This window comes from Glaesserella parasuis (assembly GCF_017352235.1).
GTDB lineage: Bacteria > Pseudomonadota > Gammaproteobacteria > Enterobacterales > Pasteurellaceae > Glaesserella > Glaesserella parasuis.
In genome coordinates this window covers 1,641,641-1,668,254 of sequence record NZ_CP071487.1, presented here as the reverse complement: position 1 = coordinate 1,668,254, position 26,614 = coordinate 1,641,641, and the positions used below count along the sequence as shown (strand labels likewise).

At 40.7% G+C, this 26,614-nt stretch carries 24 protein-coding genes and 2 pseudogenes; 17 read left to right on the top strand and 9 right to left on the bottom strand.

Annotation, left to right across the window (positions count from 1 at the left end):
* Window positions 1–90 precede the first annotated feature (90 nt).
* The 6 genes and pseudogenes from J1G47_RS08490 to J1G47_RS08465 form a co-directional block, all read left to right on the top strand.
* On the top strand, window positions 91–378 hold the full coding sequence (locus tag J1G47_RS08490) for a co-chaperone GroES (protein ID WP_005713186.1): 288 nt from the start codon (window positions 91–93) through the stop codon (window positions 376–378).
* Between the two features lie 110 nt (window positions 379–488).
* Window positions 489–2,132, top strand: coding sequence for a chaperonin GroEL (groL, locus tag J1G47_RS08485; RefSeq protein ID WP_160416785.1), 1,644 nt, complete (start codon window positions 489–491; stop codon window positions 2,130–2,132).
* A 166-nt stretch (window positions 2,133–2,298) separates the two neighbouring features.
* On the top strand, window positions 2,299–3,351 hold the full coding sequence (locus tag J1G47_RS08480) for a UDP-glucose--hexose-1-phosphate uridylyltransferase (RefSeq protein ID WP_010787269.1): 1,053 nt from the start codon (window positions 2,299–2,301) through the stop codon (window positions 3,349–3,351).
* A 215-nt stretch (window positions 3,352–3,566) separates the two neighbouring features.
* Window positions 3,567–4,391 (top strand): annotated as a pseudogene (locus J1G47_RS08475) (IS3 family transposase); the annotation flags it as partial.
* A 190-nt stretch (window positions 4,392–4,581) separates the two neighbouring features.
* A complete protein-coding gene (locus J1G47_RS08470; protein ID WP_016528517.1) occupies window positions 4,582–4,764 on the top strand; it encodes a hypothetical protein in 183 nt (60 codons plus the stop codon).
* Window positions 4,731–5,014 (top strand): annotated as a pseudogene (locus tag J1G47_RS08465) (transposase); the annotation flags it as partial. The gene J1G47_RS08470 and the pseudogene J1G47_RS08465, both read left to right, overlap by 34 nt.
* A gap of 169 nt (window positions 5,015–5,183) precedes the next feature.
* Here the strand turns inward: J1G47_RS08465 and J1G47_RS12055 are convergent.
* From J1G47_RS12055 to J1G47_RS08445, 4 genes are all read right to left on the bottom strand, one after another.
* The gene (locus J1G47_RS12055; protein ID WP_207326574.1) at window positions 5,184–8,501 is read right to left on the bottom strand and encodes an ESPR-type extended signal peptide-containing protein; all 3,318 of its coding nucleotides are present in this window, start codon (window positions 8,499–8,501) and stop codon (window positions 5,184–5,186) included.
* A gap of 538 nt (window positions 8,502–9,039) precedes the next feature.
* Window positions 9,040–9,648 carry a TIGR04211 family SH3 domain-containing protein gene (locus tag J1G47_RS08455; RefSeq protein ID WP_010786625.1) on the bottom strand — a complete coding sequence of 203 codons (609 nt, stop codon included), beginning with the start codon at window positions 9,646–9,648 and terminating at the stop codon, window positions 9,040–9,042.
* A 74-nt stretch (window positions 9,649–9,722) separates the two neighbouring features.
* A complete protein-coding gene (locus J1G47_RS08450; RefSeq protein WP_207326573.1) occupies window positions 9,723–10,985 on the bottom strand; it encodes an inorganic phosphate transporter in 1,263 nt (420 codons plus the stop codon).
* Window positions 10,986–11,004: 19 nt separating this feature from the next.
* Window positions 11,005–11,685: a TIGR00153 family protein gene (locus J1G47_RS08445; RefSeq protein WP_021109664.1), complete on the bottom strand. Its 681-nt coding sequence runs from the start codon at window positions 11,683–11,685 to the stop codon at window positions 11,005–11,007.
* 309 nt (window positions 11,686–11,994) lie between these two features.
* Here J1G47_RS08445 and pheS point away from each other — a divergent pair, with 309 nt between their 5' ends.
* The 6 genes from pheS to dcd all read left to right on the top strand — a co-directional run bounded on the left by pheS (window position 11,995) and on the right by dcd (window position 17,841).
* Window positions 11,995–12,978: a phenylalanine--tRNA ligase subunit alpha gene (gene pheS, locus J1G47_RS08440; protein ID WP_160405289.1), complete on the top strand. Its 984-nt coding sequence runs from the start codon at window positions 11,995–11,997 to the stop codon at window positions 12,976–12,978.
* A gap of 155 nt (window positions 12,979–13,133) precedes the next feature.
* On the top strand, window positions 13,134–15,521 hold the full coding sequence (gene pheT, locus J1G47_RS08435; RefSeq protein WP_160428822.1) for a phenylalanine--tRNA ligase subunit beta: 2,388 nt from the start codon (window positions 13,134–13,136) through the stop codon (window positions 15,519–15,521).
* Window positions 15,522–15,537: 16 nt separating this feature from the next.
* A complete protein-coding gene (locus tag J1G47_RS08430) occupies window positions 15,538–15,834 on the top strand; it encodes an integration host factor subunit alpha (protein WP_005710633.1) in 297 nt (98 codons plus the stop codon).
* A gap of 52 nt (window positions 15,835–15,886) precedes the next feature.
* Window positions 15,887–16,399 carry an NlpC/P60 family protein gene (locus J1G47_RS08425; RefSeq protein ID WP_005710634.1) on the top strand — a complete coding sequence of 171 codons (513 nt, stop codon included), beginning with the start codon at window positions 15,887–15,889 and terminating at the stop codon, window positions 16,397–16,399.
* A gap of 187 nt (window positions 16,400–16,586) precedes the next feature.
* The gene (udk, locus tag J1G47_RS08420; RefSeq protein WP_010786629.1) at window positions 16,587–17,240 is read left to right on the top strand and encodes a uridine kinase; all 654 of its coding nucleotides are present in this window, start codon (window positions 16,587–16,589) and stop codon (window positions 17,238–17,240) included.
* A 16-nt stretch (window positions 17,241–17,256) separates the two neighbouring features.
* On the top strand, window positions 17,257–17,841 hold the full coding sequence (gene dcd, locus J1G47_RS08415; protein WP_005710639.1) for a dCTP deaminase: 585 nt from the start codon (window positions 17,257–17,259) through the stop codon (window positions 17,839–17,841).
* A gap of 130 nt (window positions 17,842–17,971) precedes the next feature.
* On the opposite strand, the gene purF is transcribed toward dcd, so the two are convergent.
* The 5 genes from purF to J1G47_RS08390 all read right to left on the bottom strand — a co-directional run bounded on the left by purF (window position 17,972) and on the right by J1G47_RS08390 (window position 22,987).
* Complete coding sequence (gene purF / locus J1G47_RS08410; RefSeq protein ID WP_044009510.1) at window positions 17,972–19,486, bottom strand: amidophosphoribosyltransferase; 1,515 nt, start codon at window positions 19,484–19,486, stop codon at window positions 17,972–17,974.
* Between the two features lie 14 nt (window positions 19,487–19,500).
* The gene (locus tag J1G47_RS08405) at window positions 19,501–20,001 is read right to left on the bottom strand and encodes a CvpA family protein (RefSeq protein WP_021115009.1); all 501 of its coding nucleotides are present in this window, start codon (window positions 19,999–20,001) and stop codon (window positions 19,501–19,503) included.
* Window positions 20,002–20,104: 103 nt separating this feature from the next.
* A complete protein-coding gene (locus tag J1G47_RS08400) occupies window positions 20,105–21,682 on the bottom strand; it encodes an FAD-binding protein (protein ID WP_207326572.1) in 1,578 nt (525 codons plus the stop codon).
* A 174-nt stretch (window positions 21,683–21,856) separates the two neighbouring features.
* A complete protein-coding gene (pgeF, locus tag J1G47_RS08395) occupies window positions 21,857–22,594 on the bottom strand; it encodes a peptidoglycan editing factor PgeF (RefSeq protein WP_207326571.1) in 738 nt (245 codons plus the stop codon).
* Between the two features lie 3 nt (window positions 22,595–22,597).
* Window positions 22,598–22,987 (bottom strand): RidA family protein, encoded by a 390-nt coding sequence (locus J1G47_RS08390; RefSeq protein WP_207326570.1) that lies wholly within the window; start codon window positions 22,985–22,987, stop codon window positions 22,598–22,600.
* Window positions 22,988–23,132: 145 nt separating this feature from the next.
* On the opposite strand from J1G47_RS08390, the gene J1G47_RS08385 reads away from it, so the two are divergent.
* From J1G47_RS08385 to J1G47_RS08365, 5 genes are all read left to right on the top strand, one after another.
* Window positions 23,133–23,420, top strand: a complete 288-nt coding sequence (locus tag J1G47_RS08385; protein ID WP_005710653.1) for a type II toxin-antitoxin system TacA family antitoxin — start codon at window positions 23,133–23,135, stop codon at window positions 23,418–23,420.
* Entirely contained in the window at window positions 23,410–23,910 is a 501-nt protein-coding gene (locus tag J1G47_RS08380; RefSeq protein WP_005710654.1) for a GNAT family N-acetyltransferase, read from the top strand. Before J1G47_RS08385 ends, J1G47_RS08380 begins: the two co-directional genes overlap by 11 nt.
* 27 nt (window positions 23,911–23,937) lie before the next feature.
* A complete protein-coding gene (yejK, locus tag J1G47_RS08375; protein ID WP_021116692.1) occupies window positions 23,938–24,939 on the top strand; it encodes a nucleoid-associated protein YejK in 1,002 nt (333 codons plus the stop codon).
* A gap of 60 nt (window positions 24,940–24,999) precedes the next feature.
* Window positions 25,000–25,335 (top strand): outer membrane protein assembly factor BamE, encoded by a 336-nt coding sequence (bamE, locus tag J1G47_RS08370; protein WP_016527793.1) that lies wholly within the window; start codon window positions 25,000–25,002, stop codon window positions 25,333–25,335.
* A gap of 153 nt (window positions 25,336–25,488) precedes the next feature.
* Window positions 25,489–26,604 carry an anhydro-N-acetylmuramic acid kinase gene (locus J1G47_RS08365; RefSeq protein WP_043894690.1) on the top strand — a complete coding sequence of 372 codons (1,116 nt, stop codon included), beginning with the start codon at window positions 25,489–25,491 and terminating at the stop codon, window positions 26,602–26,604.
* Window positions 26,605–26,614: the final 10 nt, after the last annotated feature.

The window sequence follows — 26,614 nt, the reverse complement described above, 5'->3', positions numbered from 1 at the left end:
CTCTTCCCCCTTGAAATTTCCAGATAGAGATCTAATAATTACTTTCTATTACTATAGTTATTTCTAATTACAATAATGAGGAGTTATTCAATGAAAATTCGTCCGTTACACGACAAAGTAATTTTAAAGCGTGAAGAAATCGAAACTAAATCTGCAGGCGGTATCGTTTTAACTGGTTCTGCGGCAACTAAATCTACTCGTGGTACTGTTATTGCCGTTGGCAATGGTCGTACTTTAGATAATGGCACTGTGTTACCATTAAATGTGAAAGTCGGTGATGTGGTGATTTTCAATGAATATGGTGTGAAAGAAGAAAAAATTGACGGTGAAACCGTATTAATTCTTTCTGAAGACAATATTTTGGCAATTGTTGAATAACTGTGTAGGGACACACTGCGTGTGTCCAACTACAACAAGCGGTTAAATCATTCAATATTTTTACAAATTAATCACGGACACACGCAGTGTGTCCCTACAAGGAATAAAAAATGGCAGCAAAAGACGTAAAATTTGGTAACGACGCTCGTGTAAAAATGTTAAAGGGCGTAAATATATTAGCAGACGCAGTAAAAGTGACTTTAGGCCCGAAAGGTCGTAACGTAGTATTAGACAAAGCCTTTGGCGCACCAACCATCACTAAAGACGGTGTATCCGTTGCTCGTGAAATCGAATTAGAAGATAAATTCGAGAATATGGGTGCGCAAATGGTTAAAGAAGTGGCATCTAAAGCAAATGATGCAGCAGGTGACGGTACAACTACTGCAACTGTACTTGCTCAAGCTATCGTAAATGAAGGTTTAAAAGCGGTTGCAGCTGGTATGAACCCGATGGATTTAAAACGAGGTATCGACAAAGCGGTAGCAGCAGTTGTTGAAGAGTTAAAATCGCTCTCTAAACCGTGTGAAACGTCAAAAGAGATTGAACAAGTCGGTACGATTTCTGCAAACTCAGACAGTACTGTGGGTAAATTAATTGCTCAAGCAATGGAAAAAGTGGGTAAAGAAGGTGTAATCACTGTTGAAGACGGCACTGGCTTAGAAGATGCGTTAGATGTGGTTGAAGGTATGCAATTCGACCGTGGTTACTTATCGCCATATTTCATCAATAAACCAGAAGCGGGCACAGTAGAATTAGAAAACCCATACATTCTTTTAGTGGATAAGAAAATTTCAAATATCCGTGAAATTCTGCCTGTATTAGAAGCAGTAGCAAAAGCGGGCAAACCATTATTGATTATTGCAGAAGATATTGAAGGCGAGGCGTTAGCAACCTTAGTTGTGAACACAATGCGTGGTATCGTGAAAGTGGCTGCGGTTAAAGCGCCAGGCTTTGGCGATCGCCGTAAAGCGATGTTACAAGACATTGCGATTTTAACTGCGGGTACGGTTATCTCTGAAGAGATCGGTATGGAACTTGAAAAAGCGACTATCGAAGAGCTTGGCCAAGCAAAACGTGTGGTGATTTCAAAAGACAATACCACCATCATTGACGGCGTTGGCGATGAAGTACAAATCAAAGCTCGTGTTGCACAGATCCGCCAACAAATCGAAGACTCAACCTCAGACTACGACAAAGAGAAACTACAAGAGCGTGTGGCTAAATTGGCTGGCGGTGTTGCAGTAATCAAAGTCGGTGCGGCAACTGAAGTTGAAATGAAAGAGAAAAAAGACCGTGTAGATGATGCGCTTCACGCAACCCGTGCAGCTGTGGAAGAAGGTATCATCGCAGGCGGTGGCGTGGCATTAGTGCGTGCGGCAAGCAAAGTGGCTGATGTAGTGAAAGGCGATAACGAAGAACAAAACGTAGGTATCCGTTTAGCACTTCGTGCAATGGAAGCACCACTTCGCCAGATCGTGACAAACGCAGGTGAAGAAGCGTCTGTTGTTGCTCGTAACGTAAAAGATGGCAATGGTAACTACGGCTATAACGCTGCAACTGAACAATACGGCGATATGTTAGAAATGGGTATCTTAGACCCAACTAAAGTAACCCGTTCTGCATTACAATTTGCAGCCTCTATCGCAGGTTTAATGATTACGACTGAATGTATGGTGACAGATCTGCCGAAAGAAGAAAAAGCTGACCTAGGTGCCGGAATGGGCGGTATGGGTGGCATGGGCGGAATGATGTAATTGCTAAGCAGACCTTATTTGAGTAGTAGAGCTAAACCCGTATGGGTTTAGCTTTTTTCTTTTCAAGAATGAGTGGATGATCCCATTTTGTGATCTAGTTCATATCTTCTTTGTATTATTTACGCTATACTCCACATTATTTTAACTTTTTGAAAGGATACTCCAAATGAGCCAGAAATTTGAGTTAAATGATCATCCGCACCGCCGTTATAATCCATTGAAAGACGAGTGGATTTTAGTTTCTCCACATCGAGCGAAACGTCCGTGGAGCGGTCAAGTGGATAAAGCGGCGGTTGAACAGCTACCGAGTTATGATGAAAAGTGTTTTCTCTGTCCGACCAATACCCGTGTTTCAGGCGATGTAAACCCTGATTATCAAGGCACTTATGTATTTGCCAACGATTTTGCCGCTTTGATGCAAGATACGCCAGATGCTCCGCCATCTGACAATCCGTTGTTTAAAATTCAAGGGGTACGTGGTTTAGCTAGGGTGATTTGTTTTTCACCTGATCACAGTAAAACGCTCCCCGAATTGCCTGTGGAAAAAATTCGTGGTGTAGTTGATACTTGGAATGCTCAATTAGAAGAGCTAGGTAAAGATTACTTGTGGGTTCAAGCCTTTGAAAATAAAGGGGCGATGATGGGTTGTTCACAACCACACCCACACGGGCAAATTTGGGCGAACTCGTTTTTACCGAATGAAATTGCAACCAAGGATAAAAATTTGCGTCGTTACTATGAACAACACGGCTCAAATTTATTGGTAGATTATGCTCAAGCAGAGCTAAAAGATGGCACACGAACTGTTACAGAAACAGAACATTGGCTTGCTGTTGTGCCATATTGGGCGGCGTGGCCTTATGAAACCATTTTGATGCCAAAACGCCATATCAAACGAATGAGCGAATTGAGCGAAGCAGAAAAAGATGACTTAGCCCTTGCGATTAAAAAGCTTACTTGTCGTTATGATAACTTATTTGAATGTGCTTTCCCTTATTCAATGGGCTGGCATTTTGCTCCGTTCTTTAAAGATGGGCAAGATATTGAACATTGGCAACTTCACGCTTATTTCTATCCGCCTCTGTTACGTTCGGCAACGGTGCGGAAATTTATGGTCGGCTATGAAATGTTAGCTGAAGCACAACGGGATTTAACCCCAGAGCAAGCCGCTGAAAAATTAAGGGCGGTGAGTGAAGAGATGCATTATAAGCAAAGATAATGGTAGGGGCGGGTCGATGTGATCTGCACCCCAAAAGTTGGATTAAACAACCAACTAATTAAGGTGCAGATTTTTATGACTAAATACAGCCAATCTTTCAAACAAAAAGTCATCGAATTTTATCTTCAAAATAATAGAATTCGGTCATTAACTCGTCAGCATTTTCAGGTTAAGGAAACCATATTAAGATATTGGATTAATCAGTATAATCACACCTCGTGAAGGAACTACGCCACCAATTTCCGTTTGAGATTTTATTGCAATTGGTTGATTTAAAACGGAGTGCGTTCTTTTATCATCTTGCTGAAAAAGACAATAAAAATGCAGCGATTGAGCAAGAAGTCATCAAAATTTATCACAAAAATGACGGTAATTACGGTTATCGTCGTATTACGCTGGAATTAAGAAAAATATGGCTGATTAACCATAAAAAAGTCCAACGCTTACTGCAACAACTTGGGTTGAAAGGGAAAAACAAACGCAAAAAATATCATTCTTATCGTGGCGAAGTCGGCAAAATTGCAGATAATTTGCTAAAACAGAATTTTCACACTACAGCCCCAAATCAAAAATGGGTCACTGATGTGAGTGAATTTAAGTGTGCAGAAGGTAAACTTTATCTCTCGCCGATTAAGGACTTGTTTAACGGTGAAATTATTGCTTATGATGTGGCAAGAAACCCAAGTTTCGAGCAGATAAGCCGAATGATAAAACGAGCTGTAGCAAGGCTTGACGGAGCAACGCCGATACTCCATTCTGACCAAGGTTGGCAATATCAAATAGTAAGTTATCAGTCGATATTGAAGCAAAGTGGCATCGTACAAAGTATGTCGAGAAAGGGAAATTGTTTGGATAACAGTGCAATGGAAAGTTTCTTCGGGCGTTTAAAAACGGAATGTTACTTTGGTAAACGGTTTGAGACCTTTGAGCAACTGGAACAAGCTATTCACGAATATATTCATTATTACAATCATGAGCGTATTCAAGTAAGATTGAAAGGACTAAGCCCTGTGGAATACAGAACTCAGTCCTTGAACTAAATCAGTCTAACTTTTTGGGGGCAGATCAAAATTCTTCCCCCATTTATGGGGGAAGTCCCTGAGCGTTAGCGAAGGGGATGGGGGCTGAGGGATAAAATCTGTGAACAAAAAAAGCGGATAGAGAGCCTCTCCCACAATTTGTGTAAATACCTGTTTCTGAGATAATACATTCAGACACAGGTATTTTATTATGAACGAAAAACAACTTCACGCCTTGGCAGCGGAATTTGCCAAAAATCTAAAAACACCGGAAGACCTCAATCAATTTTCACGGATGCTCAAGAAAATTACCGTCGAGGCTGCGTTAAATGATGAACTGACCGACCATCTTGGTTATCTAAAACGAAGATTCAGCTTTGCATTGTGCATTTAGTGCGTAACAGCTTGAAATTCGTTTCGTGGAAAGATTACAAAGCCGTCACCGCAGATTTAAAGCAGGTTTATCAAGCCCCGACGGAAGTACAAGCTCGCGAAAATCTGACCGCACTTTCGCAAAAATGGCAGGCAAAATACCCGCTTGTAAAGATGCATCAAAAAAATGGACAATGCCGATTCAGAACTGGAAACTGGCGATGAATCGATTTATGATTGATTTTGGTGATCGCTTAGACGATCACCGTTAAGTTGAAATGGGTGTTTACACAGAATTTGGGATAGGGTCAAAACCAACACTTTTGACCATTAGAGACATAGTTTGCAGAAAAACCAACACTTTTGTCTACTATGCCAAACAATGCCATTGTTAAAATAACAATGGCATTGAGCATGAAATTCTAATTTATAGGCGCTAGATTACCACACAAAACCTACCCCTCCTCCAATCGCAGTATCCCGCTGAGTATTACTGCTAACAGACGCTCGAATAAGCCATTTGCCATTATCAGAAATTCTGGAATAACCTATAGCATAGGCAGATTGCCCGCGATATTGTGCATTAGAAACAGAAATAGCACTTTTACCTGGTAAAGAAATTTGTGGCAAATTAGCCATCGCCACAGCAGAAGCAATACCCGCTCTTGCATTAACATCAACACGACCAATATCTCTTGATAATTGATTAAATCCTGTATTCACAGAAGAAACCACTTTGTTGAGCTGACGAACATTCACAATATCGCCCTCAGCACTACCATCTCCAACGTTGGTAATTCTGGCGCCATTCATATTTACAACTGGATTTCCTTGCTTATCTTTACCTAAAGATACTTTGGTATCGCCATTACTAATTGAAGTAATGTCGCTTAAATCTCCAGACACGCTCACATTGTGAATATTCTGACCATTTGCTCCCGTTTTTGAAGTCACTTTCACATTTTTACCCGCTTCAACCTCAGTTCTTGCCGCTGCGGTTGTGGTATTAATTGCTGCTGCGACTTCATCTCCTGTTACAAAAGCATTGCCCTTGGTTTCAGCCGTAACTGTACGTTTATCCTCAGCAGCCTTCAATTTAGATTTCACCACCGATAAATCATAAATCGTTTGATCTTTGTCACCTTTACTTGCTGTAACGCCAACCGATTTGTCCGTTGATTTAACCTCTGTTTTTGAAGCTGCTGCCTTAGTATTTAACTGGCTCACATTTACCGCATCAGTATCTGCTGTACCAGCCGCCACATTGGTAATTTTCGCATCATTAACATTAACTGTTTTATTTGTAGAACCTGCAGACAAGGTAATCTTAGCCCCATTCGCCTTGGTGGCGTCGTTACCATTGGCAATCGACGTAATGCCTTTTAATTCCGAATTTCCAGTTGGACCCGCAGGGTCTTGTGATCCCGTTGGACCCGTAGGTCCTTGTGGTCCCGTTGGACCCGCAGGGCCTTGTGGTCCTGCTGGACCCGTATCACCTTTGTCACCCTTAGGTCCCGTTGGACCCGCAGGGCCAGTTTCGCCCCTATCGCCTTTTGCTCCTGCCTCTCCTTTTGGACCTGCAGGACCAGGTGCACCTTGTGGTCCAGTTGGACCGGCTGGACCTGCAGGACCAGTTGGACCTACTGGACCCGCAGGACCAGTTTCACCTTTCTGACCGGTATCTCCTTTTGGACCCGCTTGTCCTGGTTCGCCTTTATCCCCCTTAGGACCAGCAGCCCCTGCTGGACCCACAGGACCAGGTGGACCCGCAGGACCTTGAGGGCCCATTGGTCCTACTAGACCAGCAGCCCCTGCTGGACCCATAGGACCCGCTGGACCCGCAGGTCCTGGAATACCTGGTTCACCTCTAGGACCCGGTTCCCCTCTATCACCTTTCTCACCATTTTTACCGTCTTTCCCCCTAGTAATAGTATTATCGCTGCCATCCGTATAAGTAATTTTCAAATCACCATTTTGTAGCATTTCAGTCTTTTCAATTAACTTACCAATCGTAGAAATCGTAATATTTCCGTTCGTTTGTTCTAATTTAATATTATTTCCAGCGGTAAAGGTTACGGTTGCCGTATCGCTCATTTTGACAAGATGTTCCGTAGGTGGATTTGTTGCTTTACCCCCCATTCCCTGAGCAATTTTAAGTTTCCAACCTAAATTGTCAATCTTATCAATTTTGTTTTTCAATGTTTCATCTAATTTCAATGTGATGGTATCATTGCTTGCGGAAGTCTTAATCTCACCGCTTGTACCTAGCACTTTAAGCGTACCGTTCCACAAGCCAACCTTAGGTGTGTCTGTTTTACTATCACCATCAATTTTCATGGTGAGCGATTTAAGCTGTGCCACGTTTACTGCATCGGTATCTTGTGTACCAGCCGCCACATTGACGATTTGGCGTTTGATGAGTTTATTACCTGAGCCTCCACCGACAGAAACTGCACCAATAGCATTATTATCAACCTTTTCTGTGGATTTAAAGCCGTTAGCGACAGTTGCTTCCGTTGTGACAGAATGAGCTTGTTTTAACCCCTCTACACCGCCAGCTGTATTTGCATTAGAACCATAACCCAATGCCACACCGCCGCCCACGGTGACAACGGTATTATTACCAAGTGCGGTTGCTCTAGCAGCACCATCATTTGTCATGGCTCTTTCACCCACAGCAACAGAGTGCATACCACCGGCAGAGGCTTTATAACCCAAGGCAGTAGAATGGCTTCCAGCTTTTGCTTCGCGTCCAATTGCCACTAATTTTTCACCTGTCACATTGATACTGGCACCCACAACAACAGAGTCTGCCCCTGTTGTTTTCGCAGAATTACCTATCGCAATGGAATCTGTCCCAGCACCTTTCGACTCCCTACCAACAGCAACGGCGTGTTTTCCAGCAGTTGCACCACCACCAACCGCAATACCGTACTCATTGGTAGACTTACTTCTCGCACCGATAGCAATGCCTTCAGTATGACTTGCAGATGCTAGAGGACCTACAACAATAGATCCGTCGCCCGTAGCCAAAGACAGACCCCCAATAGCAACAGAGGCCTTACCTTTCGCAGTTGTTGTTTGGCGGGTCTGCTTTGTATTATTACTAGCGTGATAATCCGTTTGATCTAAATCATCTCCACCGATTGATATGGAGCCATACCCCTCCGCTTTGCTATCTGCCCCGATAGCAACAGATTGTGACCCACTTGCTTTAGCAAGGTTACCTATTACAACTGTTTGAGTAGTATTCCCTTCGGCATTTCCGCCTAAGACAACAGATCTCCCTCCCGCTTTTGAGCTAGTCCCGATGGCAACTACATTCTCCCCATTTCCTACAGTATTGTTGCCTATCGTAATAGAGTTGTTGTGTGTTCCTGAATTTGCATCATAACCTATCGCAATATTATGCCTACCTTCAGCTATTGCCTTCTGACCGATAGCAATAGCACCATGCGAAGCCTTACTCTCTTTACCAATACCAATAGTACCGTCGTCAGTTCCGTTATTCGATGCAGTAGCACCATATTGAAGATATGCAGCTAAACCTACTGGACTAAAAAATATACTTAGTAATACTAGACTTAAAAGACTTAATTTAAATTTATCTTGCTGTTTATCTAAAAAATAATCTGAGGTGCATAATTGAGCTCTTTTATCCGTGTAAGTGGATGTTTTGGTGTGAGACTTTACTAACTCAGACACAACCACCCAAGCCTGTTGAGCATGACTCCAAATAACTCTAAATATTTTATTCATAATAAAATAACCTTCTCTACTGTTTTTCCTAATAAAAAATCATAAACCTTTATTTACATTTTCAGGATGCACAAATGAACCCTCCCATTGTAAAAAAAAAAAAAAAAAACAAGAGTTACACAAAACTAAAGATAAAATAACAGGAATTTTTCAACTTTTATCAATAAAAGCTAGAAATAATAGGCGGAAATCTAATGAAAGCGGTGATTTAGAGAGGATATTTGGCATAGTAGACAAAAGTGTTGGTAAAAAGTGGGCTAAAGCCTTATAGTACAAGGCTTTAAACTCACTTTTGAAGAATATACTCACTTAAATATAGAAAAAACAACAAATAGGTTGGAAGGGTTATTTAAAGAACTGAAACAGAAATTATCGGTTCATAGCGGATTAACGAAAAAGCATAAGATTATGTTTATAAAGGATTTTTTGAATAAAAAGAGTTGGTGATAATTAGGGGAAATAATTAAAATCAACACTTTTGTCTACTATGCCCCAAATTAAAAACATCACAGTAAGCTAAAAGTACGGTTGTTTTGCGTTAATTCCAGCGATAATTAGATTTACGGCGAGGAAGAAGGGCTGGAATAAGTAATCCAAATATTAAACCTAAGCCTAGAACAGCTCCTCCGTAGATAAAATATTGAATCATAATTTCGCGAGATGCGACATCTTGTATTGCTTCTAAATCACGATTTTTATTTTTAATAATTTCTAATTCTCGCTTTAGAAGTGCATTTTGTTCAAGTAATTCACTGCTTTGTAATGCAGATTGTTGAACTCTACGTTGCATTTCAGCGGTACGTTGTTGCCAATCTCTATCAATATTATTGAGTTTTGTGGTTAATTCTTGAACTTGTTGTTGTAATAACGGTGTTAATTCTTTTGAGCTTGGCGTAGATGTTAATTCGGAATTTAAAATCCACGCTTCACGGTTTTTGCCATCACGAATTAGAGAATAGCGATCCCTGGTTTCAATTAAGGTAACTTTTTCACCTGCTTGAATAGAACCGGAAATTTTGAATTGATCGCCTGGACCTTTACGCAAATAGGTATTTAAATTTTCAGTAACGTACTGTGTTTGAGCAAAAGAGGGAATTGATATTGCTAAAAGCAGAGTTGAGCAGAAAAGAGAAATATGTTTTTGCATAAACAATCCTTAAAAAATCATAAAAGAAAAGTGCGAAGATCGCACTTTTCCTAATTTAAAGTGGTATTTTCAAATTAATAGAAAATCGCACTTAATACATAGTAAATTAAAATTGAGAAGAATGCACCGGCTGGTAAGGTAACAACCCAAGATGCAACGATATTACGAATAACTGTTAAGTTTAACGCTGCAATACCACGAGCAAAACCTACGCCTAATACCGCACCTACTAAGGTTTGTGTTGTTGAAATAGGTAAACCTGTACCAGAGGCAACAACAACGGTCATTGCTGTTGCAAATTCTGCTGAGAAACCACGGCTTGGGGTTAGGTCAGTAATACCAGTTCCGATCGTTCCCATTACTTTGTAACCCATTACCGCTAAACCAGCAACGATACCCGTTGCACCTAATGGTAAAATCCAAGGGGCGAGAATTGATTTCGCTTCAATCACACCGCCGTTCTCAACGATAGATACTACGGCAGATAAAGGCCCAATCGCATTAGCTACGTCGTTTGAACCGTGGGCAAATGCCATTGAACAAGCGGTGAGTAACATTAGAATACTGAACACTTTCTCTACGCCACCAAATGCTCCGCCTTGTACACGGTTAGCAAAAGATTGGCTACGGAAGTAGAAGAAACAAGTGATGATAGACGTAATTGAGATTGCACTTGAAATCACTAAGGTTTCAGTCATTGTAAGCTGTAAACCAACGTGTTTTAAGCCTTTTGTCATTGTAACAATACTCAAAATGAATGTGGTTAAACCCATATAGAATGGACCATATTTTTGAGCATTTTTCATCGGATTATCAGTATCAAAAATCAGTTTTTGTGTGCTAGTAAAAATAGCATAAGCAATGATCCCCGATACAACAGGTGTAACAAACCAGCTACCTACGATACCAGACAAATCACCCCAATGAACCGCTTCCGCACCAACGGTGACTAACGCAAAACCGATAATTGCACCGATAATAGAGTGAGTAGTGGATACTGGCCAGCCCATTTTAGAGGCAAGTAATAACCAAGTACCTGCAGCAAAAAGTGCCGACATCATACCTAGTACAAGGGTGTCTGGTCTGCCAGAGAATTGGTGAATATCAATGATGCCACTTTTGATGGTTTCAGTTACTTCACCGCCTGCTAAATAAGCACCAGCAAATTCAAAAACCATTGCAACTAAAATTGCCTGTTTTGCAGTGATAGTGCCTGAACCTACAGAGGTTCCCATTGCATTTGAAACATCGTTTGCACCGATACCAAATGCCATAAAGAAGCCAAACACTGCGGTGATGAGGATAATCATCGAGCCATATTCTTGAATCAGTTCCATTATTTAAGTCCTCTTTCGATTATGAACGAGCTAACATTAACTCAATGCGTGAACCGATACGTTGTGCTTGATCTGCAAGAACTCCGACCCATTCGATAATTTTGTATAAGAACATAATGTCAATTGGATTGTATTGTTGTTCAATCGCTAACATTGCTCGGCGTAGTACGATTTGAAGTTGATCCGTATCGTCTTCGATAACATCTAACTCTAAAATCATATTGTTCACAAAATTTAATTCGCGACCACGGAAGCCTGTTTCAAGTAGGTGATCCATTTCATTAATTACTTTATCAACGTGAACTGTTGCATCAAGGCTACGGGTTAAGAATTGTTGGAAAATAGGTTGGATTTCTTCAGGAATGTTTAATTGACGACCGATTGCACGACCAGAAATATCTTTAGCATAGTTTGCTAATTTATCTAACTGTGTAACGAGTTCAAGTAAGTCAGTACGTTCAACAGGCATAAATAAACCACGCGGTGATTTTAAACGAATTTCACGTTTAAGGGTATCTGCGCGGTTTTCTAAATCAATGATTTGACGACGGATATCTTCCGCTACTTCCCAATTGTTTTGAAAACTCGCTTCAAAAAATGGGATTAGTAATCCACAACATTCAGTCACTTTTTTTGAGTGCTTTTGTAATGGCTTGAGTGGCGACTGTGCGAATAATCCTAAAATATTATTCTTTGCCATAGGTATATCTCCAATAAAATTTAACAGCGTTGATTTGCACTTTTGCAAATCGGTGTAAATTTTACCGTATGTTTTCAAGAAGATCACGGATTAATGTTTAACAAGCGGTGATATTTGGTGTTTTTTTAGCAAAAATGGTAAAATAATCACAGTGTTTATCTTTGATAGCTGTTACAAATCAAAATGTTACCCCCACAAAATCCTCACTTTTAAATTTACAATATCGCTTAGAAGTATTATTATTCAAGGCGTTTTGCCTATGAATGAGGCATTCAGTTTATTTATGTTGAAATTGATTAGAGGGTAGGTATGCAAAACCTAGAAAATATCGTTGCTGAAGCGTTGCAAGCGGTTGAAAAAGCCAGTGATGTTGCAAGTCTTGAAGCATTGCGTGTTGAATATTTTGGTAAGAAAGGTCATTTTACCTTGTTAATGCAAGGCTTGCGTGATGTGCCAGCAGATGAACGTCCTGCGGTGGGTGCAAAAATTAATGAAGCAAAACAGAAAGCACAAGATGCGTTAAATGGGAAAAAAGAGCAGTTAGAAACAGAAGAGCTCAATGCTAAATTATCCAGTGAGAGTATTGATGTGAGCTTACCTGGTCGTAAAACAGAGTTAGGTGGTTTGCACCCTGTGTCGATTACAATTGAACGTGTGGTGAAATTCTTCTCAGAACTTGGCTTTAGTGTAGAGAAAGGTCCTGAAATTGAAACGGATTATTATAACTTTGATGCGTTAAATATCCCTGCACATCACCCTGCTCGTGCAGATCACGATACTTTCTGGTTTGATGCAGAGCGTTTGTTGCGTACACAAACATCAGGCGTTCAAATTCGTACGATGGAAAAAATGCAACCGCCTATTCGCATTATGGCGCCAGGGCGCGTTTATCGTAACGACTACGATCAAACTCATACGCCGATGTTCCATCAAATTGAATTGCTTTATGTAGATAAAAAAGCGAACTTTACTGAGTTAAAAGGCTTATTGCACGATTTCTTAAAAGCTTTCTTTGAAGAAGATCTGCAAGTACGTTTCCGTCCGTCTTATTTCCCATTTACAGAGCCGTCGGCAGAGGTGGACGTAATGGGTAAAAACGGTAAATGGCTTGAAGTGTTAGGTTGCGGAATGGTTCACCCGAATGTACTTCGCAATGTGGGCATTGATCCTGATGAATACACCGGTTTTGCGGTTGGAATGGGCGTTGAGCGTTTGACGATGTTGCGTTATAACGTGACCGATTTACGTTCATTCTTTGAAAATGATCTGCGTTTCTTAAAGCAGTTTAAGTAATCTAATCATTTTGCGGATATATGCAGTTTGCGGACACACGCAGTGTGTCCCTACTATATTAATGGCTTATTTTGTCTTGTAGGGACACACTGCGTGTGTCTATCATAACAAGTGGTAAAATTTGTAGAAAACGTTACAAATATAGGATAGAAATAATGAAATTCAGCGAAAGTTGGTTGCGTGAGTGGGTTAATCCAGCGATTACTACCGAACAGCTATGTGACCAAATTACTATGTTAGGTTTAGAAGTTGATGCCGTTGAAGCGGTTGCAGGTGAATTTAACGGTGTTGTGATCGGCGAAGTGGTTGAGTGCGCTCAGCACCCTGATGCCGATAAATTGCGTGTCACCAAAGTGAATGTGGGTGGCGAACGTTTATTAGATATCGTTTGTGGCGCACCAAACTGCCGTCAAGGTTTGAAAGTGGCTTGTGCAACAGATGGGGCGGTGTTACCAGGTGATTTTAAAATTAAGAAAACTAAATTGCGTGGTCAGCCGTCAGAGGGAATGCTTTGCTCATTCTCAGAATTAGGGATTAAAGAAGATCATAGCGGTATTATTGAGTTGCCAGCAGATGCTCCAGTCGGTATTGATTTCCGTGACTATCTCAAATTAAATGACAGAGCCATTGAAATTAGTTTAACGCCTAACCGTGCGGACTGTTTAAGCATTGCAGGAATTGCGCGTGAAGTTGGGGTTGTTAATCAATTAGCGGTGAATGCACCTGAAATTCAAGCTGTGCCTGCAACTATTGCAGATAAAGTGACGATTGAACTTCAAGCCCCTGAAGCTTGCCCACGCTATTTAGGTCGTGTGGTGAAAAATGTGAATGTCAAAGCACAGTCACCATTATGGTTGCAAGAAAAATTACGCCGTTGTGGTATCCGTTCTATCGATCCGATTGTGGATATTACCAATCTGAGCTTACTGGAACTTGGTCAGCCAATGCACGCTTTTGATGCAGCAAAAATCAACGGTACAATCCAAGTGCGTATGGCAAAAGAGGGTGAAGAACTCATATTGCTTGATGGCACGACAGCAAAACTTCAGCCAAATACTTTGCTAATTGCAGACCAAAACGGACCGCTTGCAATGGCTGGTATTTTTGGTGGTGAAGCTAGTGGCGTAAGTGCCGAAACCAAAGATGTGGTGTTAGAAGCTGCATTCTTCGCACCGCTTGCAATTACAGGTCGTGCAAGACAATATGGCTTACACACAGACGCATCTCATCGTTTTGAACGTGGCGTTGATCCAGAATTAACGCGTAAAGCAATGGAAAGAGCGACAGCGTTACTGCTTGAAATTTGTGGCGGTGAAGCTGGTGAAATCGTAGAAGCGGTAAGTTCAGCCCATTTACCAACGTCAAAACAAGTGGTTTTACGTCGTAGTAAATTAGATAGCTTACTCGGTCATCATATTGAAACAGAAGCCGTAACTGATATTTTAGCTCGCTTAGGCTTAAACCCAAGCTATGCAGACGAGAGCTGGACAGTTCAATCACCAAGCTGGCGTTTTGATATTGAGATCGAAGAAGATCTTGTGGAAGAAGTGGCTCGTATTTACGGCTATAACAGCATTCCAAATCACGCACCGCTTGCTCATTTACAGATGAAAGGTTTCCCAGAGAAGCTTTTAGAAGCTATTCGTGTGAGAACGGCTTTGGTGGATAGCGATTATCAAGAAGTGATTACTTATAGCTTCGTTGATCCAAAAGTACAAGAACTGCTACACCCAAGCCAAGAAGCGTTAATTCTGCCAAATCCAATTTCAAGTGAAATGTCGGCAATGCGTGTATCGCTTTTAACAGGCTTACTTGAAACCGTTGCTTATAACCAAAACCGCCAGCAAAATCGAGTGCGTATTTTTGAAAGTGGTTTACGCTTTATTCCAGATGCCAATGCAGAAAATGGCGTACGCCAAGAATTTGTCTTAGGTGCAGTGATTGTGGGTGATAAACGACCGGCACATTGGGAGCATAAAGCAGAAAACGTCGATTTCTTTGATCTAAAAGGGGATTTAGAGCGTGTTTTATCGCTAACAAATGCTGGCAATCGTTTACGTTTTGTTGCAAAATCATATCCTGCGTTCCACCCAGGACAATCTGCTGCTATTTTACTCGACGATCAAGAGATCGGTTATATCGGCACAATTCACCCTAAAGTTGTTCAAAAACTCGGATTGTCAGGTAAACCTGTTGCCTTTGAATTATTATGGTCTGCAATTGCAGAGCGTTCAGTACCAAATGCAAAAGAAATTTCACATTTCCCTGCAAATAAACGTGATATTGCCGTGGTTGTGGATAGCAATTTACCTGCAGGTGATCTACTTGATGTGGCTCGACAAGCAGGTGGCGCTAAACTTGTGGCAGTGAATTTATTTGATGTTTACCAAGGTACAAATTTACCTGAAGGTAAGAAAAGTTTGGCGATCAGCTTAACGATTCAAGACACTGAAAAAACTCTTGAAGAGGAAGAAATTAATGCGGTGCTTCAAGCTGTTCTCGAAACACTTGCACAACGTTTTAATACTTATCTAAGAGATTAGATTTTAAGGATAAATTATGGCACTTACCAAAATTGAAATCGCAGAAAACCTTGTCGAAAGATGTGGTTTAGATAAACGTATCGCAAAACAATTTGTTGAGGACTTTTTTGAAGAAATTCGTCGCTCGTTAGAGAGCGGTGAAGAGGTAAAACTGTCGGGCTTCGGCAATTTTACTGTTCGTGATAAAAAAGCTCGTCCAGGTCGTAATCCTAAAACCGGCGAAGATGTTGCAGTGTCTGCTCGTCGAGTTGTGGTTTTTAAAGCGGGACAAAAATTGCGTGAACGTGTCGAAAATGCGAAGGTAAAAGCCTAAATGATTATTCTGCGAAATCTTGGTATTTCGCAGAATATTTTTAAGGATCAAAATGTTCTATCAATTAATAAAAAAGCATTTTTCTTTATGCACAATGTTGCTTTGTGCATTTTTATTGTCCGCTTGTGTATCAAAAACCAGTACAGTTCAAGATAAAAGCGGAAATAAACATAAAGGGCAGCTTTCAGACTCCATTTTTGTGATTAGCAGTTTAAGCGAACATCAAAGAGAGTGGAAAGGTACACGCTACCGTCTAGGCGGTATAACAAAAAGCGGTATTGATTGCTCTGGTTTTGTGCAACTTACTTTCCGAGAGTTATTTGGTATTGATTTACCTCGAATAACAGTAGATCAAGCAAAAGCAGGCATACAAATCTCAAAGAGTGAATTACGTACGGGTGATCTTGTCTTTTTTAAAACTGGTCGTGGGCCAAATGGCAGACATGTTGGCATTTACGTCAAAAATGGGCAGTTTCTTCACGCATCTACAAAAGGTGGGGTAATTTATTCAGATATTAATTCACCTTATTGGTCTAGAAGTTTTTGGCAAGCAAGAAGATTGTAAGCCTACATTTAATTAGATGTAATTCATGTTTACTATACATTTGTTTAAATGAATACTGAACTGACATGAAGCATGAATACTACTAAAATTAGTACAGGCTCCAAAATTCGGTAATTATCTTCAAAAGATTACGGATTTTGCGATATAATTCCCTAAATTCTCCAGTTGTGTGTTCAAGGATTTAATTATGTCAAACACCACTCAAAAGGAATCTTGTATTGTTATTGCAATTGCAGGGGCTTCAGCTTCTGGTAAAAGTCTTATTGCTTCGACTATTTACAAAGAATTGCAAGCGGAATTGGGGCAAGATGATATTGGTATTATTTCTGAAGACGCTTATTACCGAGATCAAAGCCATCTTGCAATGGAAGAACGGGTAAAAACCAATTACGACCACCCAAACTCAATGGATCACGAACTGTTAGTTACCCATCTTAAAAGCCTCAAACAAGGGCAAGCTGTTGATATTCCAGAATATGATTATGCAGAACATAATCGCAAAGAAACCGTAACCCACTTCACTCCTAAAAAAATCATCATTCTTGAAGGTATTTTATTACTTACTGATGAAAAAATTCGTGATGAAATTAATGTGTCTATTTTCGTTGATGCCCCTTTAGATATCTGTTTTATCCGTCGTTTACAGCGTGATATGGAGGAGCGTGGCAGAACAATGGAATCTATCGTAAATCAGTATCGTAAAACGGTTCGCCCGATGTTCTTACAATTTGTTGAACCATCTAAACAGTATGCGGATATTATTATTCCAAAAGGCGGCAAAAACCGTATTGCGATTAATATCTTGAAAGCACAAATTAAACAGCTATTAGGACATAGTTAATATATTAGGGGGAATTATGCGTTTATGTGACAAAGATATTGAACGTTATCTTGATGAAGGGATTATCAGCCTAACGCCTCGCCCATCAAATGAAAAAATCAGTGGAGCGACGATTGATGTCCGTTTGGGTAATTCTTTCCGTGTGTTTCGTGAACATTCAACGCCTTATATTGATTTAAGCGGCCCACGTGAAGAAATGACGGCACAGCTTAATCGTGTAATGAGTGATGAAATCCTGATTGCCGATGATGAAGCCTTTTTCCTACACCCTGGGGAACTGGCTTTAGCAACAACGCTTGAATCAGTGAAACTACCTGCCAACATAGTCGGCTGGCTTGATGGTCGTTCTTCTTTGGCTCGACTTGGGTTAATGGTACACGTTACTGCCCATCGTATCGATCCAGGTTGGGAAGGCAAAATCGTACTTGAGTTTTTTAATGCGGGAAAGTTACCGCTTGCATTACGTCCTAATATGGCAATTGGTGCATTGAGCTTTGAAATTTTAAGTGGTTACGCAGAACATCCATATAATGCTCGTAAAGATGCAAAATATAAAAATCAGCAAAGTGCGGTGTTTAGCCGAATCGATAAAGATGAATAATCATAATTAACTTCCCTACGAGAAATGCCTTTAGTCGTCAAATACTAAAGGCATTTTGTCTACTATGCCGCCTAATAATTAGGGGAAATAATTAAAACCAACACTTTTGTCTGCTATGCCTCATTCTTGATTATTCATTATGAATTTCCAAATTACCTGCCTGCTTCGCTTGGGCGGTTTTGGCTTTATCATTGCGTGCTTGAGCTATCGCATTTAGGTATTCGCAACTCACATCGCCTGTTATATATTCCCCAGTGAAAACAGAAGCGTCAAAGTTGTGAATATCTGGATTTTCTAACTGAACAGACTTAAAGAGCGCCGATAAGTCTTGGAAAATCAGGCGATCTACACCAATCATTTCAGCAACTTGTTCCACGCTACGATTATAAGCAACCAGTTCTTCACAGGTTGGCATATCAATACCATATACATTTGGATAACGTACTTCAGGGGCAGCTGAGGCAAAATAGACTTTATTTGCCCCCGCTTGTCGAGCCATTTCAACAATCTGCTCTGAGGTAGTGCCACGAACAATTGAATCATCAACAAGTAATACATTTTTTCCTTTAAATTCAGAGGCAATGGCATTCAACTTGCGACGGACTGAATTTTTTCGTTGTGCCTGCCCTGGCATAATAAAGGTTCGAGCAACGTAGCGATTTTTCACAAACCCTTGGCGATAAGTTTTTTTCAGTACTGTTGCAATTTGTAAGGCAATATCGGTAGAAGTTTCAGGAATCGGGATAACCACATCAATATCCGCCAGAATATCTGTCCACTCTTTCGCAATTTTTTCGCCTAAGAATTTCCCCATATGTACTCTTGCTGAGTAAACAGATACGCCATCAATAACAGAATCTGGACGTGCGAAATAGACATATTCAAAGATACAAGGGTTTAATTTCGGATTATCGGCACAAATTGCTGAGTAGAATTGTCCATCAAAGGTAATATAAATGGCTTCGCCTGCTTGTATATCTCGAACATATTCAAAGCCTACAACATCAAGTGCAACACTTTCTGATGCGAACATATATTCTGTTTTACCGTCAATTTCTCGTTTGCCAAGTACAAGCGGTCGGATACCGAGTGGATCGCGAAATGCCACCATTCCGTGTCCGATAATCATTGATAAACAAGCATAAGCCCCACGAATCACTTGGTTAGTTTTGCGAACGCTTTCAAAAATATTTTCAGGCGTTAGGAGTTCGTGTGGATATTGATCGAGATAGTAAGCAAATATATTGAGTAAAGATTCTGAATCTGAGTTTGTATTAACGTGGCGTTTGGCTAGGTTGAACAGTAGGCGTTTTAACTCTGCATTGTTGGTGAGATTGCCGTTATGTACTAGGGTTAAACCATAAGGGGAATTTACATAAAACGGTTGTGCTTCGGATACACTTGAGCTACCTGCAGTTGGATAACGGACGTGTCCTATACCAACATTTCCCTGCAAACGTAACATATGTTCTTGACGAAACACATCACTGACTAAGCCATTTGCTTTACGCAGGCGGAAGCGGTTTTCATCGTCAATAGTGACAATCCCTGCCGCATCTTGCCCCCTATGTTGTAATAACGTAAGTCCGTCATATAACGCCTGATTTACAGGGGTTTGACCGATAATCCCAACAATGCCGCACATAATTACCTCTTAAATTAGCTAGATTTTAAAAAACTGGAATTTGCTTGTAACTGTTCAAAGAACCACTTCACAATGAAATCAAAGTGTGGAATAAGTTGTGATTCCTTCCATAATTCGCTTTGGCTAAATGCCGTAAAGGTATCAAGGAAAAAGAGTATCGCTGCGACAATAAAAATGCCTCTTAATATACCAAAACCAGCACCAAGTACACGGTCTGTACCACTTAAACCTGTTTTATCAACAAGTTGGCTGAGTAGTGCGTTAATCACCGCACTGATGATGAGTACGGCAATAAATAAAATCGCAATCGCAATACCATTACGCAAATATTCGGAATTTTGGATATAGACAGAGTTGATTTGTAATAAGTAATTACTTAAATAAGGATAAAAATGGCTAGAAACCAAAAAAGCTGCTATCCACCCCACAAGCGCAAAGACTTCACTAACAAAGCCTCGCCATACACTGACTAATAAAGAAAAAACGATAATTCCGATAATAATCGCATCAACCATAAATACCTCAATATTGCCTTTCGGCAAAACGGAAACTATTCTACAAAAAAAGAAAACGTTTGCGTAGTCCATTTTTCAACACTTATTGAAAAAATAGCATACATCAAACAATATAATGCGCCCCTAAACTCACTTTCCTACTCAGCATCGCCTTTACCACACTTTGTGCGGCTTTGAGAGCGTGGTAAATTTCAATACCTTGATAGGCTTGATATTCAAGAGGGCAATAACGTTGCTCTAACTGCGTCAAGCAGTTCAATAATTGAAGCAAATTCGCTTCTGTTCGATAAACATTAGCATATGTCGCCATCTGAGAGCGAATGGTGCTTAACACCTCACTTGCCGTCAGCATTTTATCACCCTTTGGATTTGCTAACGACTGGAAAAACTGCTCAATGTTACGTTCACACGCTATATCGTTGGAAAGCGGTCGGTTTTCCGCTAAATTTTGCAAAATCCGTTGGATTGCTCGTTTAGCAAAAACCAAACTACCTCCGACAGAATTGCCACCTAAACGGTTCGCCCCTTCAATACAAGAAGAAACTTCGCCCACCGCAAAAAGCCCTTTCACCTCACTTTCGGCAAATTCATCAATTACAATACCACCATTACAACTGTGAGCAAATGGGGTAATCGCCACTCTATCTCGTACAAGGTTAATCCCGACTTCTTTCTCTAACCAGCTTAAATACACGGTGTAAAATTCCGTTTGATCTTGATACAGCTCAGGGGAATAGTGCAGATAGATGCCTTTTTCTTCTGGGTGTTCGAGCAAGTGCTTCATCATCACCAAATCAAACTCAACGCAGGGGAAATCAATGCTAAAAGGGGCATAATCACTGCGAGCGGTCATCATCTGTTGAAACTGCTGTGGTGAAAGGTGTGGAAACAGATCTCGCCCTTGGCTGTCAGTCACTTTACTGACATATTTTAAGGTATGCTCTCCAAACAGCACTTTGTATTTAGGTTCAACAAAAGCAGGGATAAATTGAATAAATTCTAAGTTAGTCAGCCTTGCCCCTGCTCGTTCAGCAATGGCGTGGGTTGAACCAATCACATCGGCTGGATAGAGGTTATCTTTATACAACCCTGCAATTCCCCCTGTTGCCAAAATAATTTGGCTGGTTTTGCAAAGCACATAGCGGATCTCACCGCTTGTTTTATAGGCAAACAACGCTCCTTGAACTTGCTGATTATCGCTGACAATATGTAACAGCGTTGCATCTTCATAGACCGTCGTCCCCTGTTCTTTGATAATCTGCCTTGCTCTTTCCGCTGCTTCTCGCCACTGATTAATCAAATAAATCGGGCGTGGGTATTTCGCAAAGCAAGCAGGGCGATTGTCATTCCGTTTCCAAGGTTTAAAGCCAATACGTTCTAATAGCTCAATCGCCTGTGGCGAATCTTCAATATAGGCTTGCACAATTTTCGGGTTATTCATTCCCTGTGCAACACGCTCAATATCTTCTTGAAAATGTGCTTTATCCTGTTGCTCGCCGGTTACTTGAATACCAAGTGTTGCTTTTAACGGAAAAAAACTTGCACCACTGCCGATAGGGGCTTTGGTAATTAATGTCGCTTGAATACCCTGAGCCTTAGCTTCAGCACAGCACGCAAGCCCTGCGATACCACCACCGACAATAAGAAGATCGGTTTGTAAATAAATATAAGTTTGCTTCATTTAAATACAGTAGAATTATGTGGAAGTCCCCTACCAACTAAATCAATATATTACGATAAAATAGAGAGGTAAAATCCACCATATATTTTAAGTAATGTACCACCATTTCATCTAGGCGGAACACCTCTGAATCAATTTGTAAAAAAGAAAAGATATATACTGTTTAAGTCTTAATTATTCACTACGCCAAATCAGCGTTGCCATTCGCCCTGTAATTTTATCTCTACGGTAAGAGAAAAATTGTTCTGCATCGCAATAGGTGCAATAATCGCCCCCTGCAATTTCCGTAATCCCCAGTTTATTTAAGCGTTGGTGAGCTATTTGGTAAAGATTGCCAAGGAACTTACCGCTTATATATTCATCTGCTACAAAGGCTTCTCTCGCTTGGGGATCGAAAGCACAAAATTGTTCTATTACATCTTCGCCAACTTGGAATGCGGTTGGACCGATTGCAGGACCAAGCCAAACACAAATATTCTCTGGCTCACATTCAAATTCTGCCACCGTAGCTTCAAGCACACCATCGCATAAGCCACGCCAACCTGCGTGGGCTGCCGCAATTTCTTTGCCATCTTTACTGCAAAAAAGCACTGGCAAACAATCTGCGGTCATCACTAAACAGACTTGGTTTGCTTGGTTGGTATAAACTGCATCCGCTTCAATGTCGTTTTGTTCATAGGGCAGACGTAGCACTCTTGTACTATGGGTTTGCGTTAAATAGAGCGGAAAATGTGGCAAATTGCCTTGTTCTTGCAAGATTTCACGGTTAGTTTGCACTGATTGTAGATCATCGGTGACGTGATCACCCAAATTCAAGCTATCAAAGGGAGCTTGGCTTACCCCACCTTCTCGAGTAGTGGTGAATGCGTGAACGAAATCAGGAACAGACCAAGTTGGCAGAATTTTTTTCATTGTTTATTTTCTCACCGCAATCGCTTCAATCTCAATGCCAACATCTTTTGGTAAACGAGCAACTTCAACACAAGAACGAGCAGGGAAATTTGGGTGATGGTTTTCACGGAAAAAGGCTTCATATTCGGCATTTACCGTAGAAAAATCATTGAGATCTTTCACAAATACAGTGGTTTTTACAATATCTGCCACAGATAAACCCGCTTGTTCAATGATTGCTTTCACATTTTCAAGGGATTGACGAGCTTGAGCTTTGATCTCTGTAGGGACTTCGCCTGTTTTTGGATTAACCGGAATTTGCCCTGATGTTAGCACTAAATTGCCTAAATCAACCGCTTGTACATAAGGCCCGATTGCTTTTGGGGCATTTTCAGTATGAATAACTGTTGTCATAAAAATCTCCTAGTGAAATAAATTAAATTCAACATTGAGAGTTTGAAAGTTTTTTTGTGGTTTGTAAAGGTGATTTTTATTGAAGATTACTACTGTTTCACTTAAAATTCGTACTACTTTAATCTGTACAAATAGGATATTTATTATGCCACAAATTGCAAATGCCCTTAACGATAGAATGTCTATTCGCATTAGTACGGAAGACAAGCAGACTTTAATTAGAGCCGTTGCACTTACCCATACGAATATTACAGAATTTGTATTACAACGCATTTTGCCTAGTGCCAGAGAAATTATTCAGCAGTATGATAATCGGCAATTTTCACCGCAAGATCTCTCGTTGATTATGGAATTGCTTGATAATCCGCCGAAAGCTAATACAAAACTACAACAAGCGGCGAAATTAGCAAAGGAAAGCTATCATGAAGAGTAAGTTTATTGAAGAGCCTTTAACGAAGCATCATCAACGTGAAGCCTTTGATTGCGGAAATCTAGAGATGAACCGATTTTTTAAACAATACGCTCGGCAATCTCACGAAAAAGGGACATCAAAAACTTACATTAGCCGACACTTAGACAGTCAACAGATTATCGGATTTTATACAATCACCTTAAGTGCATTAGACCAGCAACACTTACCCGAACTATGCAAAAAACGTTTTGGCTACCACCCTATTCCGCTCTTTACATTAGCAAGACTTGCAGTGGATATTCGCTATCAAAAACAAGGCATTGGCGGAATGCTGTTGGTTAAAGCTCTCAAACGCTGTGCCATCGTTGCCGAACAAGTCTGGGGAATTGGGCTTCTCATTGAAGCAAAAGATGAAGACATTTCTCGTTGGTATCAATCTTATGGTGCTATTCCATTGGAAAATATGCCATTAACCTTAATTCTACTCTTTGATACAATCAAAGGACTTTAACTTTTTACCTATAATCGAGAATAATTTATGAGCATTAACGTTACCGAAATTGTTTTACACCAACTTCAACAAACCGCAGGGGAAACTGCTGAGCTTCATACTGTTTTACGTGAAGATCTGCTTGCGATCAGCCCTGAAGTTGAACAGATGATGTTGCAACTACATCAAGCCTATCAAAATAAAGCGAAAGCCTATGGCATATTTCAATCGGAATCCATTTTTGCACAACAAGTAAACCGCTTGTTAGAAGGCGAAAGCGAATTTCTGCCTTTTAGCCACAGTTGTGCCAAAATGTTAGCGACAGAATTAGTCAAATATCCTTTTGCTTCAGGCGGAACTTTTATCCTTTGCCGTTATACCTTTTTAGCGACGGAATATCTCTTTATTGCATTAATTGATAGCCGTGCGTCTATGTTGGTTGATGATAAACTGGAAGTGAAACGCACGGAATATCTCGATATTACACAATATGATATTGCTTGCCGTATCAACCTTACTGAACTAAAACACAATGCACAATCTAACCGCTATTTGACCTTTATTAAAGGGCGTGTTGGGCGTAAAGTTGCCGACTTCTTTATGGACTTTTTAGGGGCTGAAGAAGGGTTAAATCCGCAAGTGCAAAATCAAACGTTGCTTCAAGCGGTGAGTGATTATTGTGAACAAGGCGAGTTAGATAGTAACCAAACTCAAGCGGTTAAAAAACAGGTGTTTGAGTACTGTAAAGGGCAAATCAACAGTGGGGAAGAAATTGCGATCAGCGAATTATCAGCTTCAATGCCAACCTTAAAAGAGATTGATTTTGCTGACTTTGCCGAGCAACAAGAATATGGCTTAGAAGAAACTATTCCGCCTGTGCGTAATGCGTTAAAAACCTTAACCAAATACTCAGGTTCAGGAAAAGGGGTGACGATCAGTTTTGATGCGGAATTATTATCCCAACGTATTATTTGGGATGAACTAAATGATACTTTGACAATCAAAGGATTACCTGCGAATTTACGAGATCAATTAGAACGTAATAAATAATGACATTTTATCGGCGATTTCGGTATAATCGCCAAAAATTTTAAGAGGAAGGTTATCGCTATGAAAATGAAATCGCTTGTTGCTGTATTATTACTTGCTTTAGGTGTAACAGCTTGTTCTACGGTAAAAAAAGTCGTTTATCGTATTGATGTGCCGCAAGGCAACTATTTAGAGCAAGAAAAAATCGATCAACTGCAAGTTGGTATGAATAAAGAGCAGGTTCAATATCTGCTTGGAACACCTATGCTACGAGATTCCTTTGCTCAAGATCGTTGGGATTATGTGTTCATTTTGCGTAAAGGCTATGAAGATCCTATCCAAAGAACTATCTTTGTTTACTTTGATAATAAAGGCTTAGTGAGCAATATTGCTCTAGATAACGCCACTGCACAGTGATACGAAAATTAGAGCAAAACAACATAGTATTATCTCATAGCAATTTAACAATCGTGTCTAACGTCTATTGGCTATCAGAACTCAAACATAAGTACATGAATTTTTATCCTCCATTATTGAGCTGAAAGCAGTATTTTATTTTTATAATTACCTATGGTTTCTCAAAATTGCCTCGGCGTAATGTCTGGCACGAGCCTTGATGGCGTAGATTTGGCGTTAGTCAATTTTAGCCAAACGCCTAAATTAATTGCTGCCGACTTTACCCCAATGCCCGACACACTTCGTGTTGCGCTGTCGCAGTTAGTCAAAAAAGGGGAAACAAGCCTACAAACATTAGGCGAACTCGATCACCAATTAGCCTTGCTCTATGCCGACAGTATTCAGCGGTTTTTAGCAAAACATCAACTTAATGCAGATGATATTGTGGCGGTGGGCTGTCACGGGCAAACCGTTTGGCATTCACCAAAAGGGCAATATCCTTTTACAATGCAAATTGGCGATATGAATTTATTGGCGGCTAGAACAGGTATAACTACTGTCGGTGATTTTCGCCGTCGGGATATGGCTTTTGGCGGACAAGGTGCGCCGCTGGTTCCCGCTTTTCATCAAGCGGTGTTTAGTTCCCCTGAACGTCTAACCGTTGTGCTAAATATCGGCGGGATCAGCAATATTTCCGTGCTTAACCCTAACCAGCAGACTATCGGCTATGATGTCGGGGCAGGCAACACACTGTTAGATATTTGGATCGAAAAACATCTCGGCAAGCGGTATGATGCGAACGGCGAATGGGCAAGGACAGGGAAAATTCATTCCGCTTTACTTGCATTGTTGTTAGATGAACCCTTTTTCCAACTACCACCGCCGAAAAGCACAGGGCGAGAGCTGTTTAACTTGGAATGGTTGGAACATAAATTAACCCAAATTGAACCGCTTCCCGCTGAAGATGTGCAGGCAACGCTGGTTGAATTTACCGTACAAAGCATAGTGCAAGCCCTACGGCAAATTGAAAACCCGAACGCTTACCATAGCGTATTATTGGTATGCGGCGGCGGAGCGAAAAATCCATTGATAATGGAACGGCTACAAACCCATTTAATAGATTGGCAGGTCTCCACTACAACGGAATATGGCTTAGATGTCGATTATGTGGAAGCCGCGGCGTTTGCGTGGCTTGCGTATCAACGGATACACAATCTGCCTGCGAATTTGCCTAGCGTCACAGGGGCGACACAGGAGGTCAGTTTAGGGGCAATTTTTCCCAATATATAAAAGGAACAAA